Raw genomic sequence first — 14,536 nt, 5'->3', positions numbered from 1 at the left:
AACAATGCGCATGCTGGTTGCGGCCGCCCTCTTGATCATGTCCTCCGCCGCCATATCGTCCGCTGCAATGGCCGATGAGGTCGACGATGCGCACAAGCTCGCGATCACCGGCCGCGATGCCTACTGGAATTGTCTCGCCCGCGAATATCCCCGCGACAGCAACAAGGCGATGTCCGACCAGGAATTCACCTCGCTGATCGCCAATGTCTGTCCGTCGGAGCGGCAGAACTTCCGGGTGTCGCTGATCGACTTCCTGTCGCTGCAATTTCCGAAGCAGGACGCCGACGCGAATCTGACGACCGCCAACCGCGCGATCGAGCTCGCGCAGAAGGACATCGTGACCGCCTTCACCCGGCGCAGGGCCGCGGCCAAATAGGTTCCCAAATCCTGTTGCGGCCGGCCGATTTTTGATATCAATCCGTGCAGGCGAGGGATGATCGGCATGGGCTCACAATCGACGGCAGGCTTTCTGGGCGCACTGGTCGCAGCCATCGCGCTGGCGGCGGCGTTCATCTATGGGCCGTCGCCGAGCCAGCTCCGTAACCCGACCCGGTCCGCCGCACAGCCGCAGGCGGCTCCAGCTGCCGAGGCCGCGCCGGCAGCCCCGGCGCCACGCGGCCCGGTGATCCGGGAAGTCCCGAACAACTAGCGCCTCCTGCGCCCCTTGCGGACCGCCTGGGGCCTTCCTATCTTGCTTCCAACGGCGACGTTGCAGCTTCAGGGCTCCGGCGCCGGACGACCACGACATTGATTGGCTGCGCCGGATGTACGCGCGCCCCTTGTTCGTGGTCGTTGGCATTTTCAGGGGTGTTTTGCCCCGTTTTCCCGCTTTCCGAGCTTGCGTTTGGGTCGGCCTGCCTTGGCAGCGGGAGAGGCTGCGGCTATACGCTGGCGCTCATGAACCAAGCCATCAAGCCGAGCCCCGAAACCTCATCGCAGGCAGCAAGCTTGCCGCTGCTTTCGGTGGTCGTCCCGACCTTCAACGAACGCGACAATGTCACGGTGCTGTACCGCCGGCTCGACGCGATCCTGAAGGACGTGTCCTGGGAAGTCATCTTCGTCGACGACAATTCGCCCGACGGAACCTGGGACGTGGTGCGCGCGCTGGCGCGGAAGGATTCCCGCGTGCGCTGCATCCGCCGGATCGGCCGGCGCGGCCTGTCCGGCGCCTGCATCGAGGGCATCCTGGCCTCGAGCGCGTCCTATGCCGCGGTGATGGACGCCGACCTGCAGCATGACGAGACCCAGCTGCCGAAGATGGTGGCGCTGCTGCAGAGCGGCGAGGCCGAGCTCGTGGTCGGCAGCCGCTATATCGAGGGCTACAAGGCCGACGGCTTCAACAAGCAGCGCGCCGGTGCCAGCGCGTTCGCCACCGAGATCGCGCGCCGCGCGCTGAAGGTCGAGATCGCCGACCCCATGAGCGGCTTCTTCATGATCCGCCGCGACCGTTTCGAGCAGCTCGCGCCGCAGCTGTCGACGCAGGGCTTCAAGATTCTGCTCGACATCGTGGCGACTGCGGAGGGCAAGCTGCGCGCGGTCGAGATTCCCTACACCTTCGGTGCCCGCCAGCATGGCGAGAGCAAGCTCGACTCCATGGTCGCGCTCGACTTCCTCGGCTTGGTGCTGGCGAAGCTGACCAATGATCTGATCTCGCTGCGCTTCATTCTGTTCGCAGCCGTCGGCGGGCTCGGCCTGGTGGTGCACCTCACCGTGCTGTTCATCGCGCTTGAACTGTTCAAGGCGCCATTCCCGGAGGCCCAGGCCGCCGGTGCGATCGTCGCCATGACCAGCAACTTCATCCTCAACAATTTCCTGACCTACCGCGACCAGCGGCTGAAGGGCTTTGGCATCCTGCGCGGCCTGCTGCTGTTTTATCTGGTCTGCAGCGTCGGCCTGCTCGCCAATGTCGGCGTCGCGTTCTCCGTCTACGACCAGGAGCCGATCTGGTGGCTGGCGGGCGCGGCCGGCGCACTGATGGGCGTGGTGTGGAATTACGCGATGTCCGGGCTGTTCGTCTGGCGCAAGCGATGACGGTGGCATGAACGCGAACGAGGCGCGGCTGGCCCGAAACACCGCGCTTGCGGTGTGCGCGCTGGTCGTGCTGCGGCTGGCCGCCGCCGCATGGACGCCGCTGACTTTCGACGAAGCCTATTACTGGATGTGGTCGAAGTCGCTCGCCGGCGGCTATTACGACCATCCGCCGATGGTGGCGGTCGTGATCCGGCTCGGCACCATGATCGCGGGCGATACGCCCTTCGGCGTGCGGCTGGTGTCGATCCTGCTCGCACTGCCGATGAGCTGGGCGATCTACCGGGCGGCCGAGATCCTGTTCGGCGGCCGGCGCATCGCCGCGAGCGCAACGATCCTGCTCAATGTGACGCTGATGGCCGCCGTCGGCACGCTGATCGTGACACCAGATGCGCCGCTGCTGGTCGCTGCCAGCCTCCTGCTGTACGCGCTGGCAAAGGTGCTGGAGAGCGGTCGCGGCGAATGGTGGCTTGCGGTCGGCGCCGGCGCCGGCGCGGCGCTGCTGTCGAAATACTCGGCGCTGTTCTTTGGTCCGGCGATCCTGATCTGGCTTGCGATGGTGCCGAAGCTGCGGCGCTGGTTTCTCTCGCCCTGGCTCTATCTCGGCGGTCTGGTCGCCCTCGGCCTGTTCAGCCCGGTCATCCGCTGGAATGCCGATCACCACTGGGTGTCCTTCATCAAGCAGATGGGCCGGGCGCGGATCGAGGATTTCCGCCCGACCTACATCGCCGAGCTGATCCCGACCCAGTTTGCGTTCGCAACGCCATTGGTCTTCATTCTCGGCGTGATGGGCCTCTACGCGCTCTATCGGCGCCGCGCCGGCGCGCTGGAGGCGCGCGTGCTGGTCAATACGATGTTCTGGACCATCGTGGTCTACTTCACCTGGCACGCATTGCATGCACGGGTCGAGGCCAACTGGTTCGCGCCGGTCTATCCCGCCTTTGCCGTGGCGGCCGCGGTCGCGGCAGTCCAGGTGCAGTGGGCGCCGCGCGAGCAGCGCACGATCGATTTCTGCCGCCGCTGGGCCGCGCCCGTCGGCGTCGTGCTGTTCGCGCTGCTGATCGTGCAGGCCAACACCGGTTTGCTCTCGGGCTACCGCCGCGACGCCACCGTGCGCAGCGTCGGTGTCGGCTGGCAGGAGCTAGCGGACGAGATCGAGGCGACCCGCGTGCGGACCGGCGCGAGCTGCGTGCTGGCGGCGGATTACGGCACCACGGGCTGGCTCGCCTTCTATCTCCCCAAGGGCACCTGCGTCGCCCAGCAGGGCCAGCGCATTCGCTGGGTCAACATGCAAGAGCCGAGCCCGGCGCAACTGGCTGGCAAGCTGCTCTATGTGCATGAGGTCGAGCAGGCGATGCCGGCCTCGCTGCGCGACAATTTCGCCCGTGTCGAAACGGTGGCCGAGGCCAAACGCATGCGGGGGCCGTTGACCATCGAGACCTACGCGCTCGACCTGCTGGAAGGTGCAAAGGGCGAGATCCTCGACCGTTCCCCGCCGCCGGAACTCCAATAAAATCCTCGCCGTTGAGTGTCGGATCGTCCGGGGCCGGCTCGTCTTCCAGACAGCCCGTCAACCACGCGAGGTTCCAACCATGACCAGTTCCGTCCTCAAGCCCGCCACCGAGCTCGCCACGACCAATGTCAGGCGCTTTCCCAATGAGAGCGCCGAGTATCGAAGCGCCCGCCAGGAATTGCTTGTCGAAGAGATCGAGCTGCGCCGGCATATCGAGCGCGTCGCCGCGCTGCGCCGCGCATTGCCGCCGGGCGGCGAGGTGACCAAGCCCTATGAGTTCACCGGCGAGTCCGGCGCGGCATCGCTCGCCGATCTGTTCGGCAACAAGCCGACACTCATCATCTACAGCTACATGTACGGCCCGCAGCGCGAGAAGCCGTGTCCGATGTGCACGTCGTTCATGAGCACGTGGGAGGAGAAGCTGCCCGATATCGAGCAGCGCGTGTCGTTCGTGTTCGTGGCGCGCTCGCCGATCGCACGCCTGATCGAGGCGAAGAAGGCGCGCGGCTGGACGCGTCACAGGATCTACTCGGATGCATCGGGCGATTACACGCGCGACTATGTCAACAAGGATGACAGCGACCTGCCGGGCTACAATGTCTTCACACGCCACAACGGCACGATCCGTCATTTCTGGGCCGGCGAAATGGGGGCGGGCACGATGGACCCCGGCCAGGACCCGCGCGGCGCGCCGGACATGGATCCGCTGTGGACCTTGCTCGACACGACGCCTGAAGGACGCGGCAAGGACTGGTATCCGAAGCTCAGCTACTGAGAGATGGTTTTTGCTCGATCCCCGCGCGATTACGGGCGATCGGCAAGGAAATTCTCCCCTGAATATATTCCGGTATGCCGCGCTGGAGCGGCATACCGGAATGTCCCATGATGGGACAGAAAAGCCGCTTTGGCGGTCCAATGTCATCTTAAAAAAGCCCTACGCCACAGGCACTTCCCGCGCCGCAGGGGATCGCATCCGGTTAAGTCGCATTTAACTAAAAGTCGCCTTAATGGCCGTCTGTGCCCCCGCGCGACGTTGAGCCGAACACCCGTTCGACCCCGCGTCGAGTGAGGGACAAAGGTGGACCTGTTTTGAGCGCCGGGCGTATGGGTACGAGTGCGAGTGCGTATGTTCTTGGGGCGCCAAGCCGCAAGAAATCCTCCCGAAAAATTCTCCCACAGCATTTCCTCGGCAGCGCCGCGGTGGCGGGGCTGGTGCTTGGCTGCGCCTGGACCGTCTACGCCAACATTTTTGCGGCGAGCGTCTATCCGTCGGTAGGTAGTGCGTCGTTCGATGCGCCGGTGGTGAAGCGGCCCGTCGCGGTCGCTGCGCGGCCGACGCCTGCCTTCAACGAGGTGTTCGCGTCCCTGACGCCGGCACCGGCGGCGCCCGCGAAGACCGAGGTCGCGAAGTCGGAAGCCCCGGCATCGTCGCTTATGTTTAACGATCGGTTTGCGGCCGCCTCGCCCGAGGGCGTCGCATCCAGCGTCGTGGCTGACGCCGCATCGCAGATCGACCCGATCAAGCAGGCCGCTGCGCCCAAGGTCGCCGAAGCGGCGAGGGCGGTCGCCTCCGCGGAGCTTGCCGAGACATCGAAGGCGTTGCCGGCGCCGAAGTCGGTCGAGACCGCCAAGAAGCAGGCCGCCGCCAATCTGAAGGTGGCGCTCAACGATCCCGCTGCGGACGTTCAGCCCAAGGGTGCCGATAAGGCGTCCGAGGCGAAGCCTGCCGAGGCCAAGCAGGCTGCGAAATCCGGCGGCGTTCGCGACATGGCCGCGCGCGCCAAGGCCGCGGTGATGTCGATCGCATCGAACGAGCGGCAGACCATGGTCGAAAAACTGTGGGGCAAGCGGGAGTCGAGCGGTGGACTGCTCTCCTTCGCTTCAGCCGATGCGAACGTGACCGGCAGCATCCCCTCGACGTTGGACCAGAACCCGATGCTCGGCGGCTCGCCGCCCTATGACCGTCAGACCGCGGTCTACGACATCTCGGCCAAGACCGTGTACCTGCCCGACGGCACGCGCCTCGAGGCGCATTCGGGCCTCGGCTCCAGGCTCGACGACCCCAGGTCCTCGCATCTGAAGATGGTCGGCGTGACGCCGCCGCACATTTACGAGCTCAAGCCGCGCGAGGCGCTGTTCCACGGCGTGCCGGCACTGCGGCTCAATCCGATCGGCGGCGAGGGCAAGATCTTCAACCGCGACGGCTTGCTCGCGCACACCTTCATGCTCGGTCCGAACGGCGACTCCAACGGCTGCGTCTCGTTCAAGGACTATTACGCGTTCCTCGACGCCTACCGTAACAAGGGCATCCGCCGTCTCGCGGTGCTCGCGCGGATTCAGTAGTCAGAGCGGGCAGCGGCCCACCGCTGCGGCCTGATCGACGTCTGGAACTGGATGCCATAGTCGCTATACTGCACTGATCCAGAGCGAGTCCAAGCTCGGCAACGGATCTGGTGCAACGCGAACATGTCTCCCACACCCTCCATCGAAACCCCGCCGCCGATCACGACCGAAGCGTTCGTCGATGCCGCAGCCGCCGTTGTCCGCCTCGAAGAGATCTACGAGCGCAACACCGGCTTCCTGCGCAATCGTTTCGAGGCCTATGTCAACGGCGTGCCGTTCACGACGCGGGTGCGGGCGCATTATCCGTTCGTCCGCATCACGACCTCGTCGCACGCGCGGCTCGACTCGCGGCTTGCCTACGGCTTCGTCGCAGGACCCGGTGTCCACGAGACCAGCATCACGCGGCCGGATATCTTCCGGACCTATCTCACCGAGCAGATCGGGCTCCTGATCAAGAACCATGGCGTGGCGGTCGAGATCGGCGAGTCGAACGAACCGATCCCGATCCATTTCGCCTACCGCCGCGACATCAATATCGAGGCGGCGCTGACCATCGCCGACAGTTCGGCGTTCACAAGGTCGCTGCGCGACATCTTCGATACGCCCGATCTCGCGGCGATGGACGATGCGATCGCCGACGGGACCTTTGAGCTGACGCCGGGCGTGCCGGAGCCGCTGGCGCTGTTCCGCGCGGCGCGGGTCGATTACTCGCTGCGCCGGCTCTACCACTACACCGGGACCGACCCGGAGCACTTCCAGAATTTCGTGATCTTCACGAACTACCAGTTCTATGTCGATGCCTTCGTGCAGCTCTCGCAGCAGCGGCTTGCGTCGGGCGAGGCGGGTCTCGAGGCCTTCGTCGCACCCGGCAATGTGATCATGCACAATGCGCGGCTCGGCGGCGGCACCACCGGGACGCCGTCCGAACGTGTCCCGCAGATGCCGGCCTTTCATCTGGTCCGGCCCGGCTATCGCGGCATCACCCTGATCAATATCGGCATCGGTCCGTCCAATGCGCGCAACATCACCGACCACGTCGCGGTGCTGCGGCCGCATGCCTGGCTGATGATCGGGCACTGTGCTGGCTTACGCAACACGCAGCGGCTCGGCGATTATGTGCTCGCCCACGGCTATGTGCGCGAGGACCACGTGCTCGACCACGAGCTGCCGCTCTGGGTGCCGATCCCGGCGCTTGCGGAGATGCAGGTCGCGCTCGAGGAAGCCGTCGGCGAGGTGACCGGGCTCACCGGGTTCGAGCTCAAGCGGCTGATGCGCACCGGCACGGTCGCCAGCGTCGACAACCGCAACTGGGAGATCAGCGGGCCGCAGGTGATCCGGCGCATGTCGCAGTCGCGCGCGGTCGCGCTCGACATGGAATCGGCGGCGATCGCCGCCAACGGCTATCGCTTCCGCGTACCCTACGGCACGCTGCTGTGCGTCTCCGACAAGCCGCTGCACGGCGAGATCAAGCTCGCAGGCATGGCCAGCGAATTCTACCGCCAGCGCGTCGGCCAGCACCTTGAGATCGGTCTCAAGGCGCTGGAGCGGCTCAAGCAGCAGGAATCCGAACGGCTGCATTCGCGCAAGCTGCGCAGCTTCGCCGAGGTCGCGTTTCAGTAGCGCAACGCCGGGCGGAGCGGCCCTCAGGCGAGCGCGTTGCCGCGGGCGATGATCGCGAAGCGGTCGGACAGTTCGGCGAGCGCGACGTCGTGAATGAGCCTTGCGGCAATCGTGCCGCCGACGCCGTCGGGCAGGTCGCGGGTGGCGCAGCTGTCGGCGTCGATCGTGGTGCGGAAGCCGAGATCGAGCGCGGCGCGGGCCGTCGAGCTCACGCACATATGCGTCATGAAGCCGGCGAGCACCAGCTCCTTGCGGCCGGTCGCGGCAAGCTGCGCGTTGAGGTCGGTGCCGGCGAACGCGTTCGGCAATTGCTTCTCGATCACGATCTCGCCCGGCCGCGGCGCCAGCGGCGCGACGATCGCGCCACGCTCCGCGGTGCGGTCGAACAGGCTGCCCGGCTGGCCCTTGTGCGCGATGTGGATGATCGCGGCGCCGCTTTCCCGGGCGCGCGCGAGCAAATTGGCGGCGCGCGCAATCGCCGGGTTGGCGTCGGGCAAGGCCAAGGGACCTGCAAGATATTCGTTCTGGATATCGATCAGCACCAGGCAGCTGTCGCCGAGGCGGGGCGGGGTGAGGTCGATACCGGCAAGCTGCATCAATGTCTTGGCTGACGTCATGGTCGTTCTCCAGCGGATGTATCGCCGAAAACATAGCCCGGGATTGGCCTGCCGTTATGCAGGGATATTGCAGCCGGTGGCTGCGTTATTGCAGGTGGCCGCCGCAGGGTGTAGCCTGCCACCATGAACTGGGACGATCTTCGCATCATCGCGGCCGTCAGGGATGAGGGCACTTACGCGGGCGCCAGCGCGCGGCTGCGCATCGACGAGACCACGGTCGGGCGCAGGCTGGCGCGGATCGAGCGCGCGCTCGGCCTGCGCCTGTTCGAGGCCGTCGATGGCGTCCGCAAGCCGACCGGGCAGTGCGACATGGTACTCGCGCACATCCAGGCGATGGCCGCGCATGCCGAGGAGATCGGCCGGATCGGCGAAAGCCTGCCTGGTCCGGTCGGGCGGCTGCGCATCGCCTCCACGAGTGCGATCGCGGAGGAGGTGCTGGCGCCGCGGGCAAGCGAATTCCTGCGCGCCCATCCGGGCCTGACGCTGCAGTTTCTGACGTCGAGCGACAATGTAAAATTCTCGCGCTGGGAGGCCGATCTCGCGATCCGCTTGCGCAAGCCCGACAAGGGCGACTTTGCGATCTCGAAGCTCGCCGAGGTTCGCTCGTATTTCTTCGAGCCGGCCGCGACGACAGCGGGCGAAGCGATGCTGTGCGCCTATCCCGACGAGCTCGGAGGGATTCCGGAGATGCAGTTCCTGCGCGCGAAGCGGCTTCGCGCGCGCTGCGTCACCGACAATGTGCGGATCATCCACACGCTGATCCAGTCGCATCACGCGGTCGGCGTGTTGCCGGAGCACAGCTGTGCCGGCCTGCTGACCGACCGCCGTCTGCGCGCCACGCTGCTGCCGAAGCGACGCGACGTCTGGCTCCTGGTGCAAAACCATCTCAAGCGCGACGCGGCGACGCGCGTCACCATCGACTGGCTGCGCGCCTGCTTCCAGGATGCCACGCAGAGGGGGTGAGGTGCCCTCGCAATGACGGGACGTGCTGCGACGCGTGGTTCACAGAATCGCCCCGTCATGAAAAAATCATGCGCAATCCTCTTGCAACCTGAACGCGCTTCGTCTATTAGCCCGCTCCTTCGCTTCGGCCATGGGTTCGGGCTCGTTGAGATCCCGACTGGCGCGAGCCGCTTTGCGGTGTCGTGTTCCGCCGAAATGAAGATCGCGAGATGAAGCTCATGGTCGAGCGTCGGGGGTGAAATCCCGAAGGTATCGGTTCGAATCCGGTCTCTCACAAAGGATAGCTCAGTTGGTTAGAGCAGGTGAATGATACTCATCGGGTCGCGGGTTCGATTCCCGCTCCAAGCGCTCCGTTTCAGCCTGTAAAGCTGATACCTCTGAAGGGGACCGGACGCGCGCTTCAGTCGCAGTCCGGCCGTCCTGCCGCAAGGCATTTCGTCCGAACATCGACACTGTGAGACCGGCTCTGCGCCGCGGTGGATACCGCTTGCGCTGATGCCGGGTGGCTCCGCTCGGCCGCGCGACATTCGTCGCGCGAACGCGCGCGTGCGCCCGTCATCCCGCAAGCCTTAAGCCACGGCCCGCTTGGCTGACAGGAAGCCGCGTTCGCGTCCTCACGTCCTTTGAAAAATGCAACCCGCTCTTCGGCCCATGGGCCTGAGAGCAACAATGGAGGCGTGCCATGACCTGGCATTTCCTGACGACCAATTTGACGGTGAAGGATGGCGAGCGCGCGTTGCTGACGCGCAACGGCCGGCTCGAGCAGGTGCTCGCGCCCGGACGTCACCGCCTGTTCGATCCCCTGCATCAGCTCAAGGCCGAGCTGTTCAGCGTCGTGCGGACCGAATTCCCCGCGGATCGCTTCGCGGTGATCAAGGCCGCGCGGCCTGATCTGGCCGAACAGCTGTTCGAGGCGATCGAGACCCGCGCGAACGAGATCGCGATCGTCAGCCTCGACGGCCGTCCCGTGCAACTGATGACGCCCTGGCAGACGCGCGTGTACTGGAAGGTCGCGACCTCGGTCGAGGTCGAGCGCATCGACGTCACCAGCGATCCCAGGGTCACGGCACGCCACCTCGCGATGATCCAGCCCAACCGGGCCGGTGTCATCACCGAGGCGGTGGTCGAGAACCACGAGGCCGGTCTGCTCACGGTCGAGGGCAAGCTGGTCGAGCGGCTCGCGCCCGGCCGGCACGCGTTCTGGATCGCGGGCCGCAAGATCGAGGTCAAGCGCCTCGATTTGCGTCCCCAGGCGGTCGAGATCACGGCGCAGGAGATGCTGACCAAGGATCGCATCGCGCTGCGCGTGACGCTGACCGCGTTCCGCCGGATCGTCGATCCCGAGCGGGTCGTGGCTGTTGTGCCCGACGTGGATGCGTGGCTGTACCGCCTGGTGCAGTTCGCGATCCGCGAGGCGGTGGCCGGCCGCACGCTGGACGAGGTGCTGTCCGCGAAGACGGCGCTCGATACGGAGCTTCGCGACTTCGTCCGCGACCGTGTCGCGGACAGCGGCGTCGAGGTCACCGAGCTCGGCGTGAAGGACGTGATCCTGCCCGGCGAGATCCGCGAGCTGGTCAACAAGGTGGTGGAGGCGGAGCGGGTGGCGAAGGCCAACCTGATCCGCCGCCAGGAGGAGACCGCGGCGACGCGTTCGCTCCTGAACACCGCCAGGCTGATGGAGGAGAACCCTCTGCTGCTGCGGCTCAAGGAGCTGGAGTCGCTCGAGCGTCTGGTCGAAAAGGTCGGCCGCATCGACCTGCATGCGGGCGAGGGCCAGGGCCTCGATGCGCTGCTGACCAAGCTCGTGCGTCTCAAGGCGCCCGAGAGCGCGTAAGACAGGAAGGGCCGCCCACGGGCGGCCCTTCGATTTTTTCGCCGGGACGGACCGCCGGCACTCGTACGAATGTTAGCGTGCAGACGGCTGTAACCGGGCACCGCCACGGCCCAATTCGCATGTCCGGCTCCGGGCCGCAAAACGGAGGTGCCACTCCGGTCAGATTGCGATAACGTTCATGCACCGTGGTCCATTCGGCCAGCCGTCAACCCGTCGGTGAAGCCAGTGCAGCAGATTGCGGAATGGCTCGAGAAGCTGGGACTTGGGCAATACGCGCTGCGTTTTGCCGAGAACGGGATCGACCTCGGCGTTCTTCCCGAGTTGACTGATGAAGACTTCGACAGGCTCGGCGTCCTGCTCGGCCATCGCCGCAAGATGCTGCGCGCGATCGCCGATCTCAATCAAGCCGAACTGATCGCCGCGCCGGTTTCACCGCACGATGCCGAGCGCCGCCACCTCACCGTGATGTTCTGCGATCTGGTCGGCTCGACGGCCTTATCGGCACGTCTCGATCCCGAGGACATGTGGGAGGTGATCCGCGCCTATCGCGCAGCCTGTGCGCAGGTGATCACGACATACGACGGCGCCGTTGCCAGATTTATCGGCGACGGGATCCTTGCCTATTTCGGTTATCCCCGTGCCCACGAGGATGATGCGGAGCGCGCGGTGCGGGCCGGCCTCGACGTCATCGCCGCAATCGGCAAGCTCGAGACCCGGGCGGAAGAGGGCGTTGCGGTACGGATAGCGATCGCGAGCGGGCTCGTCGTGGTCGGCGACCTCGTCTCCGGCGGCGCGTCGGAGGAGCAGGCGCTGGTCGGCGATGCGCCGAACATCGCGGCGCGGCTGCAGAGCCTGGCGGAGCCGGGCGTGGTCGTCGTGGCGGCCTCGACCCGCCGGCTGCTCGGCAATCTGTTCACGCTGCGCAACCTCGGCCGCCGCGAGGTCAAGGGCATCTCCGAGCCGATCGCGGTGTGGGCCGTCGAAGGCGAGCCGGCATCGGAAAGCCGTTTCGAGGCGGTGCGCACCGCGCGCTCGATCGGCTTCGTCGGCCGCAAGGCGGAGATCGAATTTGCGTTGTCGCGCCAGCAACTGGCGTGGCAGGGCCAGGGCCAGGCGGTGCTGATATCGGGCGAAGCGGGTATCGGCAAATCGCGCATCGTGGCGATGCTCTCCGACAGCCTGGCGCCCGGAACACACCGCCGTGTGCGGTATCAATGCTCGCCCTATCACACCAACAGCGCGCTGCACCCCTTTGTCGCCCAGCTCGAGCGTGCCGCCGGCATCAGGTCGGAAGATGCGCCGGAGCAGAAGCTGGACAAGCTCGAAGCCATGCTGGCGCTCGGCACGCAGCATGTGCCCACCGTGACACCGCTGATCGCAGCGCTGCTGTCGATCCCGACCGGCGACCGCTATCCGCCGCTCGGCCTCAGCCCGGCGCAGCAGCGGCGGCAGACATTCGCAGCGCTGCTCGACCAGCTCGAGGGCCTCGCCCGGCAGCAGCCGGTGCTTGTCGTCTGCGAAGACGTGCATTGGGCCGATGCCACGTCGCTCGAGCTGCTCGACCTCGCGGTCGACCGGATCAGGGGACTGCCGATCCTGATGCTCATGACGTTCAGGCCGGAGTTCGAGCCGCCATGGGCAGGGCTCGCCAATGTCAGCCTGCTGCGGCTCGATCGGCTCGACCGGCAGGATACGCGCGCGCTGATCGAGCAGGTGACCGTCGGCCGGTTGCTGCCCGGCGAGATGATGGCGCAGATCATCGAGCGGACGGATGGTGTCCCGCTGTTCGTCGAGGAGCTGACCAAGATGGTCATGGAGTCGGGGCTGCTGGTCGAGAATGCCGGGCGCTATCGCCTCGACAATCCGCTGCCGCCGCTGGCGATCCCGGCAACGCTGCAGGACTCGCTGATGGCACGGCTCGACCGGCTGGCGCCCGTCAAGGAGGTGGCGCAGATCGGTGCCGCGATCGGCCGTGAGTTCTCATATGCGCTGCTGCGCAGCGTGGCCGGGCGCGATGATCTGACGCTTGCCGCGGCGCTTGCCCAGCTCGAAGAGGCCGAGCTGCTGCTGCGCCGGGGCGTGCCGCCGGACGCAAGCTACAGCTTCAAGCACGCGTTGGTCCAGGAAGCGGCTTACGAGAGCTTGCTCAAGAGCCGCCGGCAATTGCTTCACAAGCATATTGGCGATGTGTTGCGCGACAAGTTTGCCGAGATGGCCGAGATCGAGCCGGAAGTCGTCGCCTACCATTTCACCGAGGCAGGGCTCGGCGAGACCGCGCTGGCGTGGTGGCGCAAGGCCGGTCAGCAGGCGCTGAAGCGCTCGGCCTATTGCGAGGCGATCGCGCATCTCGGCAAGGCGGTCGCCATCGCCGATGAACTGCCCGACGAGCCGGATCGGATGATCGGCCGGCTCCATCTGCAAATCGCCTACGGGCGCGCGCTGCGGGGTAGTCTCGGGCACAGCGCCCCCGAGACGGTCGCCGCCTGGACGCGCGCCCGGCAGTTCGCCTCCGACATCGATGATCCGATCGAAATGGCGCCGATCCAGTCGGGCCTCTTCAACGCCTGCCTGACCCACGGCGAGCTCGCGCCGATGCGGGAGCTGGCGGATGCGATCATGGGCGCAGCGGAGCGGCACCCGCAGTCGCCGGTGGCGACCATCGTCGCGCGCTGGACCAGCGGGGTAACCTGCTGGTTCGTGGGCGAGTACGTGAACGCGGGCATCCATCTCGAGCAGGCCTTCGCGGCCTATGCGACCGAGCCGGATCCGGCGACCTTCAAGGCGTCGACGCTCGACTTGCCGTTCGTCATCATGAGATTTCTCGCCCTGGTGCTTTGGCCGCGTGGCGAGATCGATCGGGCGCGGCAGCTCGCGGGCGCCGCGGTGGACGTCGCCGGAAAACAGCGCGCGCTCGCGCGCGCCAATGCGCTGGTTCACAAGGCGGTCTTCGACGGGTTGTGCGGCAGCAGGTTGCGCCAGACCGACACGATCCTGGCCCTCGGCCTGGCGCGCGATCACACGATGCCGTTGTATGTCGCCGCCGGCACCTATCTCAATGGTCTGGAGAAGTGGCGTGCCGGCGACCGCGCCGCAGGTCTCGCGGAGATGCAACGTGGCTGGTCGTTGCTTCACGAGAACGACTGCTACCTCTGTGAACCGTTCTGGGGATTGCAGATTGCCGTGGCGAATGCGGAGGCCGGGCATGTCGATGCCGGGCTCGACATCATCAATGAGTTGATCGAGGCGACGGAGCAGTCCGGGCAGCACTGGCTGGATGCCGAACTCTACCGCGTGCAGGGTGGGCTGCTGTCGCGTCGTCACAGCCCTGACATGTCCGGCGCCGAGGATGCCTTCCATCGCGCCCTCGAGATCGCGCGAAGGCAGCAGACCAGGATGTTCGAGTTGCGCAGCGCGCTGGGACTTGCACGTCTTTACAGCCGCAGCGGCCGGGCAGAGGAGATATCGCAATTGCTGGCGCCGGTGCTCGCCGGTTTCGATCCGGCGCTCGATCTTGCCGAGATCAAGGACGCGCAGGAACTGCTCACGCAGGCGCATCGGTGGCCGGACCGCCACTCGCACGCGTCTTGACGGGTGCCGCAGCGAGCGGTCACACCGCGT

The 14,536-nt window shown here is 66.3% G+C and carries 11 protein-coding genes and 2 tRNA genes; 12 read left to right on the top strand and 1 reads right to left on the bottom strand.

The window, feature by feature from the left end:
• Nucleotides 1-4: 4 nt before the first annotated feature.
• The 7 genes from J6525_RS32125 to J6525_RS32095 all read left to right on the top strand — a co-directional run bounded on the left by J6525_RS32125 (nt 5) and on the right by J6525_RS32095 (nt 7,504).
• Nucleotides 5-376: a hypothetical protein gene (locus J6525_RS32125; protein ID WP_028339943.1), complete on the top strand. Its 372-nt coding sequence runs from the start codon at nt 5-7 to the stop codon at nt 374-376.
• A 66-nt stretch (nt 377-442) separates the two neighbouring features.
• Nucleotides 443-649 (top strand): hypothetical protein, encoded by a 207-nt coding sequence (locus J6525_RS32120; RefSeq protein WP_028336817.1) that lies wholly within the window; start codon nt 443-445, stop codon nt 647-649.
• 248 nt (nt 650-897) lie between these two features.
• The gene (locus tag J6525_RS32115; protein WP_225647739.1) at nt 898-2,031 is read left to right on the top strand and encodes a glycosyltransferase; all 1,134 of its coding nucleotides are present in this window, start codon (nt 898-900) and stop codon (nt 2,029-2,031) included.
• A gap of 7 nt (nt 2,032-2,038) precedes the next feature.
• A complete protein-coding gene (locus J6525_RS32110) occupies nt 2,039-3,541 on the top strand; it encodes a glycosyltransferase family 39 protein (RefSeq protein WP_225647738.1) in 1,503 nt (500 codons plus the stop codon).
• A gap of 79 nt (nt 3,542-3,620) precedes the next feature.
• Nucleotides 3,621-4,316: a DUF899 family protein gene (locus J6525_RS32105; RefSeq protein ID WP_225647737.1), complete on the top strand. Its 696-nt coding sequence runs from the start codon at nt 3,621-3,623 to the stop codon at nt 4,314-4,316.
• Nucleotides 4,317-4,645: 329 nt separating this feature from the next.
• Nucleotides 4,646-5,884, top strand: a complete 1,239-nt coding sequence (locus J6525_RS32100) for a tlde1 domain-containing protein (protein WP_249796243.1) — start codon at nt 4,646-4,648, stop codon at nt 5,882-5,884.
• Nucleotides 5,885-6,007: 123 nt separating this feature from the next.
• Nucleotides 6,008-7,504, top strand: a complete 1,497-nt coding sequence (locus tag J6525_RS32095) for an AMP nucleosidase (protein ID WP_225647736.1) — start codon at nt 6,008-6,010, stop codon at nt 7,502-7,504.
• Between the two features lie 23 nt (nt 7,505-7,527).
• Here J6525_RS32095 and J6525_RS32090 read toward each other — a convergent pair whose 3' ends face one another.
• Nucleotides 7,528-8,121 carry a cysteine hydrolase family protein gene (locus tag J6525_RS32090; protein ID WP_225647735.1) on the bottom strand — a complete coding sequence of 198 codons (594 nt, stop codon included), beginning with the start codon at nt 8,119-8,121 and terminating at the stop codon, nt 7,528-7,530.
• A 123-nt stretch (nt 8,122-8,244) separates the two neighbouring features.
• On the opposite strand from J6525_RS32090, the gene J6525_RS32085 reads away from it, so the two are divergent.
• The 5 genes from J6525_RS32085 to J6525_RS32065 all read left to right on the top strand — a co-directional run bounded on the left by J6525_RS32085 (nt 8,245) and on the right by J6525_RS32065 (nt 14,506).
• Entirely contained in the window at nt 8,245-9,084 is an 840-nt protein-coding gene (locus J6525_RS32085) for a LysR family transcriptional regulator (RefSeq protein WP_225647734.1), read from the top strand.
• A 204-nt stretch (nt 9,085-9,288) separates the two neighbouring features.
• A tRNA-Phe gene (locus J6525_RS32080) sits at nt 9,289-9,360 on the top strand.
• 2 nt (nt 9,361-9,362) lie between these two features.
• Nucleotides 9,363-9,429 (top strand) — tRNA-Ile (locus J6525_RS32075).
• A 337-nt stretch (nt 9,430-9,766) separates the two neighbouring features.
• On the top strand, nt 9,767-10,918 hold the full coding sequence (locus tag J6525_RS32070) for a slipin family protein (RefSeq protein WP_225647733.1): 1,152 nt from the start codon (nt 9,767-9,769) through the stop codon (nt 10,916-10,918).
• Nucleotides 10,919-11,143: 225 nt separating this feature from the next.
• On the top strand, nt 11,144-14,506 hold the full coding sequence (locus tag J6525_RS32065) for an adenylate/guanylate cyclase domain-containing protein (RefSeq protein WP_225647732.1): 3,363 nt from the start codon (nt 11,144-11,146) through the stop codon (nt 14,504-14,506).
• The last annotated feature ends 30 nt before the right edge of the window (nt 14,507-14,536 follow it).

It is taken from the genome of Bradyrhizobium australafricanum, from assembly GCF_020329495.1.
In the GTDB taxonomy this organism is placed as follows: Bacteria; Pseudomonadota; Alphaproteobacteria; order Rhizobiales; family Xanthobacteraceae; genus Bradyrhizobium; species Bradyrhizobium australafricanum.
This window is presented reverse-complemented; position numbering and strand designations above follow the sequence as displayed.

What these genes read in the sequence shown, in the direction of transcription:
- J6525_RS32125 (WP_028339943.1), top strand. Translation starts at nt 5, where the DNA reads ATGCGCATGCTGGTTGCGGCCGCCCTCTTGATCATGTCCTCCGCCGCC.
- J6525_RS32120 (WP_028336817.1), top strand. Translation starts at nt 443, where the DNA reads ATGGGCTCACAATCGACGGCAGGCTTTCTGGGCGCACTGGTCGCAGCC.
- J6525_RS32115 (WP_225647739.1), top strand. Translation starts at nt 898, where the DNA reads ATGAACCAAGCCATCAAGCCGAGCCCCGAAACCTCATCGCAGGCAGCA.
- J6525_RS32110 (WP_225647738.1), top strand. Translation starts at nt 2,039, where the DNA reads ATGAACGCGAACGAGGCGCGGCTGGCCCGAAACACCGCGCTTGCGGTG.
- J6525_RS32105 (WP_225647737.1), top strand. Translation starts at nt 3,621, where the DNA reads ATGACCAGTTCCGTCCTCAAGCCCGCCACCGAGCTCGCCACGACCAAT.
- J6525_RS32100 (WP_249796243.1), top strand. Translation starts at nt 4,646, where the DNA reads ATGGGTACGAGTGCGAGTGCGTATGTTCTTGGGGCGCCAAGCCGCAAG.
- J6525_RS32095 (WP_225647736.1), top strand. Translation starts at nt 6,008, where the DNA reads ATGTCTCCCACACCCTCCATCGAAACCCCGCCGCCGATCACGACCGAA.
- J6525_RS32090 (WP_225647735.1), bottom strand. Translation starts at nt 8,121, where the DNA reads ATGACGTCAGCCAAGACATTGATGCAGCTTGCCGGTATCGACCTCACC.
- J6525_RS32085 (WP_225647734.1), top strand. Translation starts at nt 8,245, where the DNA reads ATGAACTGGGACGATCTTCGCATCATCGCGGCCGTCAGGGATGAGGGC.
- J6525_RS32070 (WP_225647733.1), top strand. Translation starts at nt 9,767, where the DNA reads ATGACCTGGCATTTCCTGACGACCAATTTGACGGTGAAGGATGGCGAG.